The 16426-nt window shown below is 60.4% G+C and carries 15 protein-coding genes; 10 read left to right on the plus strand and 5 right to left on the minus strand.

The window, feature by feature from the left end; translation table 11 throughout:
- Positions 1–43: 43 nt before the first annotated feature.
- The gene (hemH, locus tag GH663_RS10255; RefSeq protein WP_153131530.1) at positions 44–1147 is read right to left on the minus strand and encodes a ferrochelatase; all 1104 of its coding nucleotides are present in this window, start codon (positions 1145–1147) and stop codon (positions 44–46) included.
- Entirely contained in the window at positions 1147–2175 is a 1029-nt protein-coding gene (hrcA, locus tag GH663_RS10260; RefSeq protein ID WP_153131531.1) for a heat-inducible transcriptional repressor HrcA, read from the minus strand. Before hrcA ends, hemH begins: the two co-directional genes overlap by 1 nt.
- Before the next feature lie 65 nt (positions 2176–2240).
- Between hrcA and GH663_RS10265 the strand changes: the two genes are divergently transcribed.
- Together GH663_RS10265 and recN are read left to right on the plus strand one after the other, a co-directional pair.
- The gene (locus tag GH663_RS10265; RefSeq protein ID WP_066882736.1) at positions 2241–3152 is read left to right on the plus strand and encodes an NAD kinase; all 912 of its coding nucleotides are present in this window, start codon (positions 2241–2243) and stop codon (positions 3150–3152) included.
- The gene (recN, locus tag GH663_RS10270) at positions 3152–4825 is read left to right on the plus strand and encodes a DNA repair protein RecN (protein ID WP_153131532.1); all 1674 of its coding nucleotides are present in this window, start codon (positions 3152–3154) and stop codon (positions 4823–4825) included. The genes GH663_RS10265 and recN overlap by 1 nt, the downstream gene beginning before the upstream one ends.
- Before the next feature lie 51 nt (positions 4826–4876).
- Here the strand turns inward: recN and GH663_RS10275 are convergent, their stop codons facing one another.
- On the minus strand, positions 4877–5485 hold the full coding sequence (locus tag GH663_RS10275) for a TMEM165/GDT1 family protein (protein ID WP_153131533.1): 609 nt from the start codon (positions 5483–5485) through the stop codon (positions 4877–4879).
- 8 nt (positions 5486–5493) lie between these two features.
- Positions 5494–5937 (minus strand): ferric iron uptake transcriptional regulator, encoded by a 444-nt coding sequence (fur, locus tag GH663_RS10280; RefSeq protein WP_153131534.1) that lies wholly within the window; start codon positions 5935–5937, stop codon positions 5494–5496.
- Positions 5938–6031: 94 nt separating this feature from the next.
- On the opposite strand from fur, the gene GH663_RS10285 reads away from it, so the two are divergent.
- The 7 genes from GH663_RS10285 to GH663_RS10315 all read left to right on the plus strand — a co-directional run bounded on the left by GH663_RS10285 (position 6032) and on the right by GH663_RS10315 (position 15390).
- A complete protein-coding gene (locus tag GH663_RS10285; RefSeq protein WP_153131535.1) occupies positions 6032–6517 on the plus strand; it encodes an outer membrane protein assembly factor BamE in 486 nt (161 codons plus the stop codon).
- Complete coding sequence (gene dapB / locus GH663_RS10290) at positions 6517–7323, plus strand: 4-hydroxy-tetrahydrodipicolinate reductase (protein WP_153131536.1); 807 nt, start codon at positions 6517–6519, stop codon at positions 7321–7323. The genes GH663_RS10285 and dapB overlap by 1 nt, the downstream gene beginning before the upstream one ends.
- Before the next feature lie 5 nt (positions 7324–7328).
- Positions 7329–9884, plus strand: a complete 2556-nt coding sequence (locus GH663_RS10295; protein WP_153131537.1) for a response regulator — start codon at positions 7329–7331, stop codon at positions 9882–9884.
- A gap of 83 nt (positions 9885–9967) precedes the next feature.
- Entirely contained in the window at positions 9968–11158 is a 1191-nt protein-coding gene (gene carA / locus GH663_RS10300) for a glutamine-hydrolyzing carbamoyl-phosphate synthase small subunit (RefSeq protein WP_343029828.1), read from the plus strand.
- 11 nt (positions 11159–11169) lie between these two features.
- The gene (gene carB, locus GH663_RS10305) at positions 11170–14376 is read left to right on the plus strand and encodes a carbamoyl-phosphate synthase large subunit (RefSeq protein WP_153131538.1); all 3207 of its coding nucleotides are present in this window, start codon (positions 11170–11172) and stop codon (positions 14374–14376) included.
- 68 nt (positions 14377–14444) lie between these two features.
- Positions 14445–14921 carry a transcription elongation factor GreA gene (gene greA, locus GH663_RS10310; RefSeq protein WP_153131770.1) on the plus strand — a complete coding sequence of 159 codons (477 nt, stop codon included), beginning with the start codon at positions 14445–14447 and terminating at the stop codon, positions 14919–14921.
- A 7-nt stretch (positions 14922–14928) separates the two neighbouring features.
- Positions 14929–15390, plus strand: coding sequence for a DUF4149 domain-containing protein (locus GH663_RS10315; protein WP_153131539.1), 462 nt, complete (start codon positions 14929–14931; stop codon positions 15388–15390).
- Here the strand turns inward: GH663_RS10315 and GH663_RS10320 are convergent, their stop codons facing one another.
- Complete coding sequence (locus GH663_RS10320) at positions 15391–15750, minus strand: YhbY family RNA-binding protein (protein WP_153131540.1); 360 nt, start codon at positions 15748–15750, stop codon at positions 15391–15393.
- Between the two features lie 31 nt (positions 15751–15781).
- Here GH663_RS10320 and rlmE point away from each other — a divergent pair, with 31 nt between their 5' ends.
- Positions 15782–16399 carry a 23S rRNA (uridine(2552)-2'-O)-methyltransferase RlmE gene (gene rlmE, locus GH663_RS10325; protein ID WP_153131541.1) on the plus strand — a complete coding sequence of 206 codons (618 nt, stop codon included), beginning with the start codon at positions 15782–15784 and terminating at the stop codon, positions 16397–16399.
- The last annotated feature ends 27 nt before the right edge of the window (positions 16400–16426 follow it).

The following is a 16426-nucleotide window of genomic DNA, read 5'->3' on the forward strand; positions in this document are numbered from 1 at the left end:
CGGTTGATCAGGTTTTTCTGATATGGGGCCCGGCGCCCCGATTTCAAGCGTGGGCGCCGAGTTTCATGGCCAGCTTGGCTGTTGCTTCCTGGGCCTTGGGATCGATGGCGGCCTTGCTCGGCCAACCTGCCAGATGGCGCTCGACGATGTGGGTCAGGGCGTGCAGCCAGTCGTTGTTTTCATTGAGCGCCGGAATGTAATGGTATTCCTTGCCGCCGGCAGCGAGAAAGTCGTCGCGGCCTTCCTGGGCGATTTCTTCCAGGGTTTCCAGGCAGTCGGCGACGAAGCCCGGACAGATGATGTCTACCCGGCCAATGCCTTCCTTGCCCAGGGCGTGTAGGGTCGGGGCAGTGTAGGGCTGGAGCCATTCGGCCTTGCCGAAACGTGACTGGAAACAGATCTTGTATTGCTCGGGCTGCAAGTTCAGGCGTTCGGCGAGCAGGCGTCCGGTTTTCTGGCATTCGCAGAAATAGGGGTCGCCGAGATCGAGGCTGCGCTTGGGGAGGCCGTGAAAGCTGATGATCAGGCGGTCGTTGGCCGTCAGTTGGCCGTGGCTTAGCCAGTGCTGGCGTACTGTTTTTTCGAGGGCGGTGATATAGCCGGGATCGTCGTGAAAATTGCGGATAAAGCGCATCTCCGGCTGGTTGCGGGTCTGCAGTAGCCAGCGGCAGGCTTCGTCGACGACGGTGGCCGTGGTGCTTGCGGCGTACTGTGGATACATCGGCACGATCAGGATGCGCGTCGCGCCGCCGGCCTTGAGGCGGGCCAGCACCTCCGGCATCGAGGGCGAACCGTAGCGCATGGCCCAGGTGACGGTCAGGTGATGCCCTTGCTCGCCGAGATAGCCGGCCAGCAGTTTGGCCTGGCGCTCGGTGTGCACACGCAAGGGCGAGCCTTCCGGCATCCATACCGAAGCATATTTGGCGGCGGATTTCTTGGGGCGAATGTTGAGGATGATGCCGTTCAGGATCAGCCACCAGATCGGCCGGGGGATTTCGACGACGCGAGGGTCGGACAGAAATTGCCGGAGATAGCGCTTCAGCGACGGGGCATCCGGAGCATCGGGCGTGCCGAGGTTTACCAGCACGACAGCAGTAGTCGCCGGTGTGCCGTGCTTGTGCGGCAGTTCGGGGAGGAAACGGGGCATTAGTTGTCCGACTTGTAGGAGAGGGCGCTGGAGAGCAGCTTGGCAGTGATGTCGACGATTGGGATGACGCGCTCGTAAGCCATGCGGGTCGGACCGATGACGCCGACCGAGCCGACGATCTGGCCGTCGACCGTGTAGGGGGCGGCGATGACGCTGCATTCGTCAAGCGGGGCAATACCCGATTCGCCACCGATGTAGATCTGCACGCCTTCGGCTCGGTTGGAGACATCGAGCAGGCGCATCAGGCTGGAACGCTGATCGAACAGGTCGAACAGTTCGCGCAGGCGTTTCATGTTCGACGATAGTTCCTCGACATCGAGCAGGTTTTTCTCGCCGGAAATGACGTAGGGCGCAGTCTCTTCCGAGAGTGCGGCGTCGCCGGCTTCGAGCGCCAGGTTCATCAGCGGCTTGATGTCGTCGCGCAGTTGCTGGATTTCCTGGGTCAGGCGATGGCGGATCTGCTCGAAGTCCATGCCGGCAAAATTCTGGTTCAGGTAATTCGCGGCAGTGACCAGTTCGGAGGGCGAGTAGGCTTTCTCGGTGTTTAGTATCCGGTTTTGCACGTCGCCGTCGGTGGTGACAATAATCAGCAGGATGCGTTTTTCCGACAGGCTGAGAAACTCGACCTGGCGGATGCGGCTGGCAGCGCGCCGCGGTGCCATCACGACGCCGGCAAAGTGGGTCAGGCCGGAGAGCAGTTGTGAGGCGCTGGCGATGATCTGGCTCGAAGGCAGGCCATGCAAAGCTTCTTCCATTGCTCCGCGTTGCTTGGCTTCCAGTGGTTGTACCGTGAGCAGGCTGTCGACAAAAAGTCGGTAGCCGCGTGGCGTCGGGACCCGGCCGGCCGAGGTGTGGGGGCTGGCGACGAAGCCCGCTTCCTCGAGGTCGGCCATCACGTTGCGGATGGTGGCCGGCGACAGGTCGAGACCGGAAAAGCGTGACAAGGCGCGTGAGCCGACCGGCTGGCCGTCGGCAATGTAGTGCTCGACCAGGGTCTTGAGAAGGGTGCGTGAGCGGTTATCCAGCATGGCAGGGCATTGTACAAAAAACCGGGGGCGGTGCTAGAGGCCATTTTTATGCAAGAATTCAGGCCATGAACAGAAGCTTCGCTTCCATCCGCGCGCCGCGGACCATTGCACTGGTTGGCAAATACCATAGCCTGGAAATTGCCGACGCCTTGCGCCGCCTGGCGGAATACCTGCACGAGCGGGGCGTTTCCGTTTTTATCGAGCGTGAAACGGCCGAGCATATCGGTCGCCAGGTCGATCTGTCGCGCTGGGTGACCTGCGGTTTCAACGATATCGGCGCTCATGCCGACCTCGCCATCGTGCTCGGCGGCGATGGCACCATGCTCAACGCCGCGCGCCGCCTGGCGCGCTACCGGGTGCCGCTGGTCGGCGTCAATCAGGGGCGGCTCGGTTTCATGACCGACATCGCCCGCGATGACATGCTGAGCTGCATGGACGATCTGCTCGACGGTCGCTTCGCGCCGGAGAACCGCATGCTGCTGGCGGCCGAGGTGATTCGCGACGGCAAGGAAATCGCCTCGAACATGGCCTTGAACGATGTGGTCGTCGACAAGGGGGCGATCGGCCGGATGATCGAGTTCGAACTCTTCATCGACGGCGAATTCATCTACAACCTGCGTTCCGACGGCCTGATCGTGTCCACGCCGACCGGCTCGACCGCCTACTCGATGTCTTCCGGCGGGCCGATCCTGCACCCGACGCTGACCGGCATCGCGCTGGTCCCGCTGTGTCCGCATGCGCTGACCAATCGCCCGATCATCGTCAATGACAGTGCCGATATCGAACTGCGCATCACCCATGCCGACGACCCGCGCGTGCACTTCGACGGCCAGGTGACGCTCGATCTCGAACGCCACGATTGCGTCCGCCTGAAGCGTTCCGAATACACCATTTGTTTCCTGCACCCGCCCGGCTACAGCTACTTCGCGATGTTGCGCCAGAAGCTGCACTGGAGCGAACGCCCCAAAGGCCCCTGATGCTGCGCCACCTGACTATTCGTGATTTCGTCATTGTTGACCGGCTGGAACTGGAGTTTGCGACGGGCTTTGGTGCTCTGACCGGGGAAACCGGGGCAGGCAAGTCGATCCTGATCGATGCGCTGGCCTTGGCGCTGGGCGAGCGGGCCGATGCCGGCGTGGTCAGGGACGGTTGCGACAAAGCCGAAGTCGCCGCAACCTTCGATGTCGCCGGTTTGCCCGAGGTGCGCAACTGGCTGGCCAGCAACGATCTGGAAGGTGACGACGAATTGTTGCTGCGCCGCGTCGTCGATGCCGGCGGCCGTTCGCGGGCCTATATCAACGGTTCGCCGGCGACAGCCCAGCAATTGCGCGAAGTCGGCGAATGGCTGGTCGACATCCACGGTCAACATGCCCACCAGTCGCTTTTGCGCAGCGATGCCCAGCGCGCCCTGCTCGATGCGCATGCCGGCTTGACCGGTCTGGCCCGCGAAGTCGGCGCCGCCTTCCGCAACTGGCGCGAACTCGAACAAACCTTGCGGGCCGCCAGTGAGGGGGCAGATGCGCTGACCCGCGAACGCGAGCAACTGGAGTGGCAGGTCAGCGAGCTGAATGCCCTGGCCTTCAGCGAAGACGAATGGGTGACGCTCGATGTCGAACATCGTCGGCTTGGCCATGCCGCCAGCCTGATCGAAGGGGCGCAGTTTGCGCTGGCAGCGCTGGCCGAGGATGAGGGCGCTTGCGAGCGGCAGATCGATAGCGTGGCAACGCGCCTCTCCGGTCTGGCCGAATATGACCCGGCGCTTGAGGAAGTGGCCGCTCTGGTCCATTCGGTGCAAGCCGAACTGGCCGAGGCGGTATCGACACTGCGGCGCTACACCGATCGCGTCGACCTCGATCCGCGGCGGCTGGCCGAGGTTGAGCGGCGGATGGATGCGGTGATGAGCAACGCCCGCAAGTATCGGGTGCAGCCGCAGGAGCTACCGGGTTTGCTGGCCGGCTGGCAGCAGCGCCTCGCCGCACTGGAGGCTTCGGCCGACCTGGCGGCCCTGGCGGCGCGCGTTGTCGAGGCCAACAAGGCGTATCTGGCGGTGGCTGGCGAACTGTCCAGCGGGCGGCGCACGGCGGCGGCCGCGATGGGCAAGGCGGTCAGCGAAGTCATGCGCCAGCTGGCGCTGTCGTCGGGGCGCTTCGAGGTGGCGCTGTTGCCGGTCGAGAACGGCGCGGTCTATGGTCTGGAACAGATCGAATTCAGGATCGGCGGCCTGGCCGGCAATGAAGCCAAGTCACTGGCCAAGGTGGCTTCCGGGGGCGAGTTGTCGCGCATCAGCCTGGCCATCCAGGTGCTGACTTCGCGCTCAGCCAGCGTACCAACGCTGATTTTCGACGAGGTCGATGTCGGGATCGGCGGCGGGGTTGCCGAAATTGTCGGTCGCTTGTTGCACGAACTGGGTTGCGAACGCCAGGTGTTGTGCGTCACTCATTTGCCGCAGGTTGCGGCGCAGGCCAACTGGCAATGGCAGGTCAGCAAGGCGACGCGCAATGGCTCGACCCTGAGCGCCATTCAGCCGCTCGACGAAGCGGGCCGGGTGCAGGAAATCGCCCGCATGCTGGGCGGCGTCGAGATTACCGAGATCACCCTGCAGCATGCTCGCGAATTGTTGCACCTCAAGGGCGAGGCCCTGACGCAGTGAACTGGCGAGTCCGCCGGTCGACTGCCCGAAAAGCCTAAAAACCGCCGCTGGCTAAAGCCCGGCGTAAATCAGGCGGGCGATGGCCAGTACGGCGAGGAGCAGGAAGAAGGCACCGCTGACGCGGTGGATCCAGACCAGCGGCAGGCGATGTAGCAGCTTGCGTCCGGCAAAGACGCCGAGCAGCGAGGTGCAGGCCAGGGCCAGCGTGGCACCAGCCCAGACGGCGGCGGTGTTGGCCGTGCTGCCCATGCCGGCGACGGCAATCTGGGTCTTGTCGCCGAATTCCGCCAGGAAAATGAGCAGGAAAGTGGTCGCGAAGACCCCGTGGCCCGGTTTTTCTTCGATTGCTTCGTCGTCGTCATCATCCGAATAGCGCAGGGCGCTGATGCCGAAAGCGGCAAACAGGGCGGCGACGGCCAATGTCACCACCCATTCCGGTAGCCAGGCGGCGACCGCTGCGCCGAACAGGACGGCGAGCAGATTGAGGATGGCGAAGGCGGCAACGGCACCGAGGATGACCGGCAGGCCACGATGGCGGGCGGCCAGCGTCATGCAGACGAGCTGGCTCTTGTCGCCGAATTCGGCCAAGGCAATCAGCAAAAAGGTGGCGCCCGCCGAGGAAAACCAGTTTCCCGGCGCTACAACTGCTAGATCAGGCATTTATATTCTTAGGACTTGCTGTCCGGCTCGGTGCGGTGCGGGCAGGTTTCCTTGGTGCACTGGGCGTAGAGGTAGAGCGCGTGGTCCTGGATGGCAAAGCCGCGTTCTTCGGCAATGGCGTTCTGGCGCTTTTCGATTTCCGGGTCGTAAAACTCTTCGACCCGGCCGCAGTTGATGCAGACCAGGTGATCGTGGTGGTTGCCGCGATTGATTTCGAAGACTGCCTTGCCGGATTCGAAGAAATGGCGTTCGAGCAGGCCGGCCTGTTCGAACTGGGTCAGCACGCGATAGACCGTGGCAAGACCGATATCCATGTTCTCGGCGATGAGCATGCGATAGACGTCTTCGGCCGTCATGTGGCGAAGCGTGCTTTTCTCGAAAAGCTCAAGAATTTTCAGCCGCGGGAAAGTGGCTTTCAGACCCATATTCTTGAGGCTTTGTGGATCGCTCATCGTAAAAATTCCATAATTCGTTGCGGCGGGGCCGGGGGGGAATTCGGGTATGATATACCGCTTCAAAGGTGTTTGAGAAACTCCGGAAAGTCGCATGCCCCCTTCCCGCTTACTGCCTGTTGCAGCCTTTTGCACATTTCTGGCCGCTTGTACCTACAAGCCTAGCTTTATCAACGAATACAAGATTGACGTTCAGCAAGGCAACGTCTTGACGCAGGAAATGGTCGCCCAGCTCAAGCCGGGGCAGACGCGGGATCAAGTGCGCTTCCTGCTCGGTACGCCGATGGTGACCGATATTTTTCACCAGCAGCGCTGGGATTACCTGTACCGCTACCAGAACGGCCAGACCGGCAAGGTCGAGTCGCGCAAATTTACCGTTTTCTTCGATGTCGATGGAAGGTTGGAGCGCGTTGGCGGCGATGTCGATACCGCGACGGTGGAAGATCTGACTGTGCCACAAATGAAGACACGCCTGGTCGATCTGGGGTCGCTTTCAGGCGAGGATGCGGAAAAGCCGCTGCCGCCGCGCCAGGAGCCGAGCTACTACCAGAAACTTATGGACATGATGGGATTCAAGTAATGAGTGCAACACGTATTGGCGTTGTCGGGGCCGGTGGCCGCATGGGGCGTATGCTGATCGAAGCCGCCCTCAAGGATGAACAACTGACGGTTGGTGCTGCTTTCGACATGCCGGGCAGTCCGGTTATTGGCAAAACCGCCGGTGATCTGGTGGGCATGGCCTGTGATGTGCTCGTCACCGACGATGTTGCGGCAGGCCTGAAGAACATCGACTGTCTGATCGACTTTACGCGCCCGCAAGGCACGTTGCAGCACCTCGAGCTTTGCCGTCAGGCCGGTGTCGGCATCATCATCGGAACAACGGGCTTTGAGGCCGAGGGCAAGGAGGCGATCGCGGCGGCGGCGCGCGAAATTCCCGTCGTCTTCGCACCGAATATGGCGGTTGGCGTGAATCTGGTGTTCAAGCTGCTGGAAACGGCGGCCAGCATTCTGAATCAAGGCTACGACATCGAAATCGTCGAGGCACATCACCGTCTGAAAATTGACGCGCCTTCGGGTACGGCCTTGCGCATGGGTGAAGTGGTGGCCGGTGCCCTCGGGCGCGACCTCGCCGAGTGCGCAGTCTATGGCCGGGAAGGTGTCACCGGCGAGCGCGATCCGTCCACCATCGGCTTTGCCACGGTGCGGGGCGGCGATATTGTCGGTGATCACACGGTCATGTTCTGTGGCCTTGGCGAGCGCGTCGAAGTCACCCACAAGGCGAGCAGTCGGATGCCCTATGCCTTGGGTAGCATGCGCGCGGCCCGTTTCATTGCCGGTCGCAAGAGCGGTTTGTTCGATATGCAGGACGTCCTCGGCTTACGCTAGGCGTCATGAAATCGCGGCTGCTGGCTCGTCAGCTTCAGGAAGTTTTCGGTGGTGAGGGCGAGCCGCAGTTCAGGCAGTTGATCGATGCTGCGCGCAATGCGCAGCAGTCGGACCTGGCGCAGGGGGCCGAAAGGCTGTTGAGCCTGGTCGATTCAGTCTATGGTGCTTATGCCGGGCTGAATGGTTGGCAAAACCTGCTGTCCGGCGATGCGCTGACCGACTGGAATCTGCGCAGCGGCAATATCGAGTCGGGTCGGCAATGGAAGGAGTTGCTGGGTTATCAGCAAGGCGATCTCGACAACTCGATTGCCCAATGGAAAAAACTGCTTCACCCGGATGACTTGCGTGAACTGCAGGTGCGGATTACGGCGCACGCGCAGAGCCAGGAGCGCTATTTCCAGGCGGAGTGCCGATTGCGGGCCCGCGACGGTAACTGGCGCTGGTTGCTGGTGCGTGGCGCGGTGGCGGCGCGCGATGCCGGCGGTGAACCGCTCAGGATGCTGGTTTTGCAGCGCGATATCAGCGATGCCAAGGCGGCCGAAGCGGCATTGATTGCCGCGAAAGAGGTGGCCGAGGCGGCCAACAAGGCGCGCGGTGCCTTTCTGGCCAACATGAGTCATGAAATCCGTACGCCAATGAACGGCATTATCGGGATGACCGAATTGGCCCTCGATACCCAATTGGATGCCGAGCAGCGCCACTATCTGCGGACGGTCAAGTCGTCTGCCGAGGCCTTGCTGACCATCGTTAACGACATCCTTGATTTTTCAAAGATCGAAGCGGGCAAGATGCAGTTCGAGTCGCTCGCATTCTCGGTGCAGGATGTCGTGCTTGAGGCAGCACGCGTGCTGGCGGTCAGTGCGCATAAAAAAGGCCTTGAGCTAATTGTCGATGTGCGGCCGGATGTTCCCGGGCGAGTCGTCGGCGACCCGACGCGCTTGCGGCAGGTGGTTATCAATCTTTTGGGTAATGCCATCAAGTTCACCGAGCAGGGTGAGGTGGTGCTGACGGTGGCGGTCGAGCAGGTGACGCCGGGCTCGCTGTTCCTGCGCTTTGCGATTCGCGATACCGGTATCGGCGTGCCACCCGATAAGCAGCAGGCTATTTTCGATGCCTTTTCCCAGGCGGATGTCTCGACGACGCGGCGCTTTGGCGGAACGGGGCTGGGCTTGGCGATATCGGCACGCCTAGTTCAGTTGATGGACGGAAAAATCTGGCTCGAAAGCGTGGCTGGGAAAGGTTCGGTCTTTTTCTTCACGGCACGCTTCGGCCAGGAATCATCGCCAGCCGCCTTGCCGGGAGCTGGTCAGCGCTTTCGGGGTAAGCGGGCGCTGGTGATCGAGGATAGCGCTGCGGCGGGTGGCTATTTATTGCAACTGCTCGAGTCCTGGGGGCTGCAGGTCTCGCTGGTGCTTGAGGCTGAGGCGGCGATGGCGGCGATCGAGCGCTCACGTGCGGTCGACTTCGCGTATGACTATATTTTCGCTGATGCGGGAATGGAAGCGCCGGTCGGTTTTGCGCTGGCCGATAGTTGGCGAGCCGCGGGGAAGGCTGAAAAGTTGTTGATGATGCTGACCACCGAGAATCAGCGCCACGATCTGGTGCATCTGCGCGAGCTTGGTGTTTCTGCGCATCTGGTCAAGCCGGTCGGGCCGGGTGATTTGATCGATGCGCTGGAATTGGTCAGTCAGGATGGTGCCGGGCTTGCTGCTCTGCAGTTGGCCGATTTTCAACTGGACGGGCCCAAAGAGACGGAAATGCAGGCCCTCGACATTCTTCTGGTCGAAGATAATCCGGTGAATCAGGAGTTGGCGCTGCGTATGCTTGAGAGCAAATCGCATCGCGTTGTGGTTGCCAATAATGGCGCCGAGGCGGTCGAGCAGTTCGACAACAAGCGTTTTGACGTCATCCTGATGGATATGCAGATGCCCGTGATGGGCGGGCTAGAGGCGACCGAGATCATTCGCTCCCGGGAAATGCGGCGCAGCTGGGTTATCTCGCATGCGTTTCGGCCGGTCTATATCGTGGCGATGACGGCCAATGTCATGGCCAGCGACCGCCAACTCTGTCTCGACGCGGGGATGAATGACTATGTTGCCAAGCCTTTGCGGCCGGATGTGCTTTTTTCGGCGCTGGAGCGGGCCTGTGGTGAGGCCGGGCTGGCCGATGATGGGGCGCTTCCCGATCTGGTCGTGGCGCCGGATGCTGTGCGTCTGGATCTGAAAGGGGCGTTGCATGATATTGGCGACCCCGATTTGTTCGCGACGATGGCCGGGATGCTGGTTGCCGAGTGGGACGAGCATATCGGTCGTGTGCAAAAGGCGCTGGCGGCCGGCGATGCGCCGGAGTTGCGCATGCATGCCCATACGCTGAAGAGTTTGCTGGCGATGTTTCACGCGGAAGCAGCTCGCCGTCGGGCGATGGAGCTTGAGAATGCGGTGATGGCCGTCGAGAGTGTCGATTGGGCGGGGTGTCGGCATCTCTGTGCGGCGCTGATCGATGAGATGGCCTGCATTCGGCCGCTGATGGCCGACTTCGTGAGCACCCGGCTAATCCCTTGAGTTTGCCTGAAAAGGCACTTTTCGGCTAAAATAGAAAGGTTAAAAAGCACAAGCGGGGAGGCGCAAGCCTTCCCGCTTGGCACATGAATAAGCAGAAAATACTAGGAGAGCCGGTCGTGTCGTTGCTGCCCTCATTTACCCCCGCCATTCTCGCCCTCGCCGACGGAACGGTTTTCAAGGGCCAATCCATCGGCGCTGATGGCGTTACCAGCGGTGAGGTGGTGTTCAACACCGCCATGTCCGGCTACCAGGAGATCCTTACCGATCCTTCCTACTGCCGGCAAATCGTCACGCTGACTTATCCGCATATCGGTAACACCGGTTGCAATGCGGAGGACTTCGAGTCCGCTGCCAATTACGCTGCCGGCCTGGTCATTCGCGACCTGCCGCTCGTGGCGTCCAACTGGCGTACCCAGGACGACCTGTCGTCCTACCTGAAAAAACACGGCATCGTCGCCATTGCCGGCATCGATACCCGCAAGCTGACCCGCATCCTGCGCGAAAAGGGAGCCCAGGCCGGCTGTATTCTGGCCGGTGAGGCCGACGAGTCGAAGGCGCTGGCCATGGCCCGGGCTTTCCCGGGGCTGAATGGCATGGATCTGGCTAAGGTGGTTTCCGCCAAGGCTGGGTATGACTGGAATGAAGGCGAATGGACCTTGACCGGCTACGGCCAGGGCCCGGCGCCGCGTTTCCATGTCGTTGCCTACGATTTTGGCGTCAAGCGCAATATTCTGCGCATGCTGGCCCAGCGTGGCGTCAAGCTGACCGTCGTGCCGGCCCAGACGCCGGCTGCCGATGTGCTGGCCATGAAGCCTGATGGTATCTTTCTGTCGAATGGCCCGGGTGATCCGGAGCCTTGTGACTACGCCATTGCCGCCATCCGCGAGTTCCTTGAGCGTGGCATTCCGACCTTCGGTATCTGCCTCGGCCATCAGTTGCTGGCCCTGGCCTCCGGCGCGAAGACGATGAAGATGAAGTTCGGTCACCACGGTGCCAACCATCCGGTCAAGGACATGGATAGCGGTCAGGTGTTGATCACCAGCCAGAACCACGGTTTTGCCGCCGATATCGATTCGCTGCCGGCCAACCTGCGGGTGACACACGTTTCCCTGTTCGATGGTTCGCTGCAAGGCCTCGCCCGCACCGATGTGCCGGCTTTCTCCTTTCAGGGCCACCCGGAAGCGAGCCCCGGACCGCACGATGTTGCCTATCTCTTCGACCGCTTCCTCGACACCATGACGCGCGGTATGGCCGCGTTGCAACCGGCGAAATAAGCGAGAAACATATGCCGAAACGTACAGACATAAAAAGTGTTTTGATTATTGGCGCCGGCCCGATCATCATCGGTCAGGCCTGCGAATTCGACTACTCCGGCGCGCAAGCCTGCAAGGCCCTGCGCGAAGAAGGTTACAAGGTCATTCTGGTCAACTCCAACCCGGCCACCATCATGACCGACCCGGAGATGGCCGACGTCACCTACATCGAGCCGATCACCTGGCAGGTTGTCGCCAAGATCATCGAGAAGGAACGCCCGGATGCGCTGCTGCCGACCATGGGCGGTCAGACCGCGCTGAACTGCGCGCTCGATCTCGATCGCGAAGGCGTGCTGGAAAAGTTCAACGTCGAACTGATCGGTGCTTCCAAGGAGGCCATCGACAAGGCCGAAGACCGCCAGAAGTTCAAGGATGCGATGACCAAGATTGGTCTCGGTTCCGCCAAGTCGGCGACGGCGCACAGCATGGAAGAGGCTTACCAGGTGCAGGCAGTGATCGGTTTCCCGACCATCATCCGGCCGTCCTTTACGCTGGGCGGTACGGGCGGTGGCATTGCCTACAACATGGAAGAGTTCGAGACCATCTGCAAGCGCGGCCTGGAAGCCTCGCCGACGCATGAGCTGCTGATCGAAGAGTCGCTGCTTGGCTGGAAGGAATACGAGATGGAAGTTGTTCGCGACAAGGCGGACAACTGCATCATCATCTGTTCGATCGAAAACCTCGATCCGATGGGCGTCCATACCGGTGACTCGATCACCGTCGCACCGGCCCAGACGCTGACCGACAAGGAATACCAGATCCTGCGCAACGCCTCGATCGCCGTGCTGCGCGAGATCGGCGTCGATACCGGCGGGTCCAATGTGCAGTTCTCGATCAACCCGAAGGACGGGCGAATGATCGTCATCGAGATGAATCCGCGCGTCTCGCGTTCGTCGGCGCTGGCTTCCAAGGCGACCGGCTTCCCGATCGCCAAGATCGCCGCCAAGCTGGCGGTCGGCTACACGCTCGACGAGCTTGCCAACGACATCACCGGCGGCAAGACGCCAGCTTCGTTCGAGCCGTCGATTGACTACGTCGTCACCAAGGTGCCGCGTTTTGCCTTCGAGAAATTCCCACAGGCCGATTCGACGTTGACCACGCAGATGAAGTCGGTCGGCGAAGTGATGGCCATCGGCCGCACCTTCCAGGAATCGCTGCAGAAAGCGCTGCGCGGCCTCGAAGTCGGTGTTGATGGCTTCAACCTGAAGACAGTCGATCCGGAAACCATTGATGAGCAACTGGCCCGTCCGTCGCCGGACCGCCTGTGGTATGTCGCCGATGCCTTCGGCGTCGGCATGACGGTCGACAAAGTCTTTGAACTGACCAAGATCGATCCGTGGTTCCTGGTTCAAATCAAGGAGATCGTCGATCTCGAACTGGCTGTGGAAAAACGCGAATTTTCATCGTTGACCGCAGACGAGTTGCGTTATCTGAAGCGCAAGGGCTTTGCCGACCGCCGCCTGGCCTATCTGCTGAAAACGACCGAATCTGAATTCCGCAACCGTCGCCATGCGCTGGGTGTCCGCCCGGTCTACAAGCGCGTCGATACTTGCGCTGCTGAATTCTCTACCGGTACGGCCTACATGTACTCGACCTATGAGGACGAGTGCGAGGCGATGCCGACCGACAAGAAGAAGATCATGGTCCTTGGCGGCGGGCCGAACCGCATCGGCCAGGGTATCGAGTTCGACTACTGCTGCGTCCACGCCGCGATGGCGATGCGCGAAGACGGTTACGAAACCATCATGGTTAACTGCAACCCGGAAACCGTGTCCACCGACTACGACACTTCCGACCGCTTGTATTTCGAGCCATTGACGCTGGAAGACGTGCTGGAAATCGTCGCCATCGAGAAGCCGGTCGGTGTCATCGTCCAGTACGGCGGCCAGACGCCGCTCAAGCTGGCGCTGGCGCTGGAAGCTAACGGTGTGCCGATCATCGGCACGACGCCGGAGTCGATCGACATTGCTGAAGATCGCGAGCGCTTCCAGAAGCTGTTGCATGACCTGGGCCTGAAACAGCCGCCGAACCGTACAGCACGTACCGAAGAGGATGCCCTGCGCCTGGCGCAGGAAATCGGTTATCCGCTGGTTGTTCGTCCGTCCTACGTGCTGGGTGGCCGGGCGATGGAAATCGTCCATGAGCAGAAGGACCTTGAACGTTACATGCGCGAAGCGGTTAAGGTTTCCCACGATTCGCCAGTGTTGCTCGACCGCTTCCTGAACGACGCCTGCGAAGTGGACGTCGATGCACTGTCTGACGGTGACGAAGTCATCATCGGTGGTGTCATGGAGCATATCGAACAGGCTGGGGTGCACTCCGGTGACTCGGCTTGCTCGCTGCCGCCGTACTCGCTGGGCAAGGCTGTGCAGGACGAGCTGCGTCGTCAGACCAAGCTGATGGCTAAGGCATTGAACGTTTGTGGCCTGATGAACGTGCAGTTCGCGATCAAGGACGAAGAAGTTTACGTGCTGGAAGTCAATCCGCGTGCCTCACGCACCGTGCCCTTCGTTTCCAAGGCCACCGGCCTGCAACTGGCCAAGATTGCCGCCCGCTGCATGTCCGGTCGCAGCCTGAAGGATCAGGGTGTGACCGCCGAGGTAGTGCCGCCTTATTACTCGGTCAAGGAAGCGGTCTTCCCCTTCGTCAAGTTCCCTGGCGTCGATACCATTCTTGGTCCGGAAATGAAGTCGACCGGCGAAGTCATGGGGGTTGGCGTCACTTTTGCCGAAGCTTTCGTCAAGTCGCAACTGGCGGCCAGCGTCAAGCTGCCGTCGTCCGGCAAGGTCTTCCTGTCGGTCAAGGATAGCGACAAGGCCAAGGCCATCGAAATCGCCCGTCATCTGCACGACGCCGGCTTCCATCTGGTGGCGACGCGCGGTACGGCGCATGCGATCGAAGCGGCTGGCTTGCCGGTGCAATCGGTCAACAAGGTCACTGAAGGTCGGCCGCATATTGTTGATATGATCAAGAACAACGAGATTTCGTTGATCATCAACACGGTCGAAGAAAAGCGTCTGGCCATCAACGATTCGCGTTCCATCCGGACTTCCGGCCTGCAGGCCCGGGTTACGATGTACACGACGATCTGGGGTGCTGAGGCTGCCGCCGAAGGGATTCGCAACCTTGGCGAACTGGTGGTCTATCCGATTCAGGCGCTGCACGAACAGCTTCACTAAGACGAACCCGAAACCGCCGGGTGGCCCCTCGCTGGGCGCCGGCGGTTTTGCTTTTGCTGGAAGATATGATGAGTAAAGTTCCGTTGACCGTGGCTGGTGCCGAAAGACTGCGCGAAGAATTGCATCGTTTGAAGACGGTTGATCGTCCTTGGGTGATCGCGGCAATCGCCGAAGCGCGCTCGCATGGCGACCTCTCCGAAAATGCCGAGTACGACGCTGCGAAGGAGCGCCAGGGCTTCATCGAAGGGCGTATTCAGGAAGTCGAAGGCAAGTTGTCGAATGCCCAAATCATCGACCCGAAGTTGCTGGATGCTGATGGGCGCTGCGTTTTTGGCGCAACGGTCGATCTTGAGGATCAGGACTCCGGTGATGCGGTGACTTACCAGATCGTTGGTGAGGACGAGGCAGATATCAAGGCCGGCAAACTATCGGTCAGCTCGCCGCTGGCCCGCGCCCTGATTGGCAAGTATGCCGGCGATATCGCCCAGGTGCAGGCGCCGGGTGGTATTCGCGAATACGAAATCATCGACGTTCGCTACGAATAATTCGGCAATGCGCAGGCTGGCCGATGCCCTCTATATCATTGCCATCACGCTTTGGGTGGGTGGTTTGTGGGCCATCGGCTACCTGGCGGCACCGGTCTTGTTCACCAGTCTGGGTGACCGGCAACTGGCCGGGGTCGTTGCTGGGAAACTATTTGCGCTGATCGGCTGGGTCGGTCTGGGCTGCGCGGCTTATCTGTTACTTTTTCTGGTGCTGCGCTGGGGCGGCCGCTTTTTCAAGAGTGGCGTCTTCTGGCTGGTCCTGGTGATGGCCTTGATGACCCTGGCCAGTCAGTTCGGCATTCAGCCGCTGATGGTTCAGCTAAAAGCTGATGCCTTGCCGCGCGAGGTTATGGAAAGCGTGCTGCGTGACCGCTTTGTCGCTTGGCACGGCATCTCCAGCATCCTCTACCTGGTGCAGAGTCTGCTGGGAGCATGGCTTGTCGTGTGGAGCAGCCGAGGGCTGAAGTGATCAGCCCTGGAAGCTGCGCTTGGTACGACGAGGGGCAGAGGCAGCGCGCGATTTTGCGCTTTGAGTGCCGTTGACCGCAGCACCCTCGCCAGCGGCAGGACGCCAGACGATCAGCAGCTTGCCGATGTGTTGAACGGGGGCAGCGTGAAGTTCGGCGCAAATCTGTTCAAGATAGGCAATGCGGTTCTCGCGGCTGTCGCCATAGACACGAATCTTGATCAGCTGGTGGGCCTTGAGATTGATGTCGATTTCTTTGAGGACTGACTCGGTCAGGCCATTTTCGGCAATCGAGACAACAGGATCCAGATTGTGGGCGCGGGCGCGAAGTTCACGGCGCTCGATAGATGATAATTGCGGCATAGTAAACCTTTCAAAAACGGCATTTTACCGAATGGCTATAACCAGGACCAGCAAAGCTTGGATGCGGGAGCATATTAATGATCCCTATGTCCAGTTGGCGAAAAAGGAAGGCTGGCGTTCTCGTGCTGCTTTCAAGTTGATGGAGATCGATGACAAGGATCGCCTGTTGAGGCGTGGCGAGGTTGTCGTCGATCTTGGCGCGACCCCGGGTGGGTGGTCGCAGGTTGCGGTCAAGCGGGTTGGCGATGGCGGCCTTGTCCTGGCGCTGGACCTGCTTGAGATGGAGCCGATTCACGGAGTTGATTTCATTCAGGGGGATTTTCGTGAAGAGGACGTCCTGAAAAAACTCGAGGAAAAGCTCGGGAGTAGGCGTGTGGGGCTTGTAATGTCCGACATGGCCCCCAATATGTCGGGTGTGCCTATGGTTGATCAGGCGCGGGTTATGTATCTGGCTGAGCTTGGACTGGAGTTTTCTAAAGCTCATTTGAAACCGGATGGTGCTTTTCTGGTCAAAGTTTTTCAGGGAACTGATTACGAAAATTTTCTCCGTTCTATGCGCGAAGCGTTCAAGACTGTCGTGGTCCGTAAGCCAGATGCGTCTCGGGACCGAAGCGCCGAGCTTTATTTGCTCGGTCGTGTGTTGCGTTGAAAGTTGTGTATAAAATGGCGTTTTTAT

Origin of the sequence: Dechloromonas hortensis (assembly GCF_009469765.1) — a bacterium.
Taxonomy (GTDB): Bacteria; Pseudomonadota; Gammaproteobacteria; order Burkholderiales; family Rhodocyclaceae; genus Azonexus; species Azonexus hortensis.

Excerpts from the sequence above, each read along its gene's own strand:
- fur (WP_153131534.1), bottom strand. The coding sequence starts at position 5,937 with ATGAGCGATCCACAAAGCCTCAAGAATATGGGTCTGAAAGCCACTTTC.
- GH663_RS10320 (WP_153131540.1), bottom strand. The coding sequence starts at position 15,750 with ATGCCGCAATTATCATCTATCGAGCGCCGTGAACTTCGCGCCCGCGCC.
- recN (WP_153131532.1), top strand. The coding sequence starts at position 3,152 with ATGCTGCGCCACCTGACTATTCGTGATTTCGTCATTGTTGACCGGCTG.
- rlmE (WP_153131541.1), top strand. The coding sequence starts at position 15,782 with ATGGCTATAACCAGGACCAGCAAAGCTTGGATGCGGGAGCATATTAAT.
- dapB (WP_153131536.1), top strand. The coding sequence starts at position 6,517 with ATGAGTGCAACACGTATTGGCGTTGTCGGGGCCGGTGGCCGCATGGGG.
- GH663_RS10295 (WP_153131537.1), top strand. The coding sequence starts at position 7,329 with ATGAAATCGCGGCTGCTGGCTCGTCAGCTTCAGGAAGTTTTCGGTGGT.
- carB (WP_153131538.1), top strand. The coding sequence starts at position 11,170 with ATGCCGAAACGTACAGACATAAAAAGTGTTTTGATTATTGGCGCCGGC.
- hemH (WP_153131530.1), bottom strand. The coding sequence starts at position 1,147 with ATGCCCCGTTTCCTCCCCGAACTGCCGCACAAGCACGGCACACCGGCG.
- GH663_RS10265 (WP_066882736.1), top strand. The coding sequence starts at position 2,241 with ATGAACAGAAGCTTCGCTTCCATCCGCGCGCCGCGGACCATTGCACTG.
- GH663_RS10315 (WP_153131539.1), top strand. The coding sequence starts at position 14,929 with ATGCGCAGGCTGGCCGATGCCCTCTATATCATTGCCATCACGCTTTGG.
- GH663_RS10285 (WP_153131535.1), top strand. The coding sequence starts at position 6,032 with ATGCCCCCTTCCCGCTTACTGCCTGTTGCAGCCTTTTGCACATTTCTG.
- greA (WP_153131770.1), top strand. The coding sequence starts at position 14,445 with ATGAGTAAAGTTCCGTTGACCGTGGCTGGTGCCGAAAGACTGCGCGAA.
- GH663_RS10275 (WP_153131533.1), bottom strand. The coding sequence starts at position 5,485 with ATGCCTGATCTAGCAGTTGTAGCGCCGGGAAACTGGTTTTCCTCGGCG.
- hrcA (WP_153131531.1), bottom strand. The coding sequence starts at position 2,175 with ATGCTGGATAACCGCTCACGCACCCTTCTCAAGACCCTGGTCGAGCAC.
- carA (WP_343029828.1), top strand. The coding sequence starts at position 9,968 with ATGAATAAGCAGAAAATACTAGGAGAGCCGGTCGTGTCGTTGCTGCCC.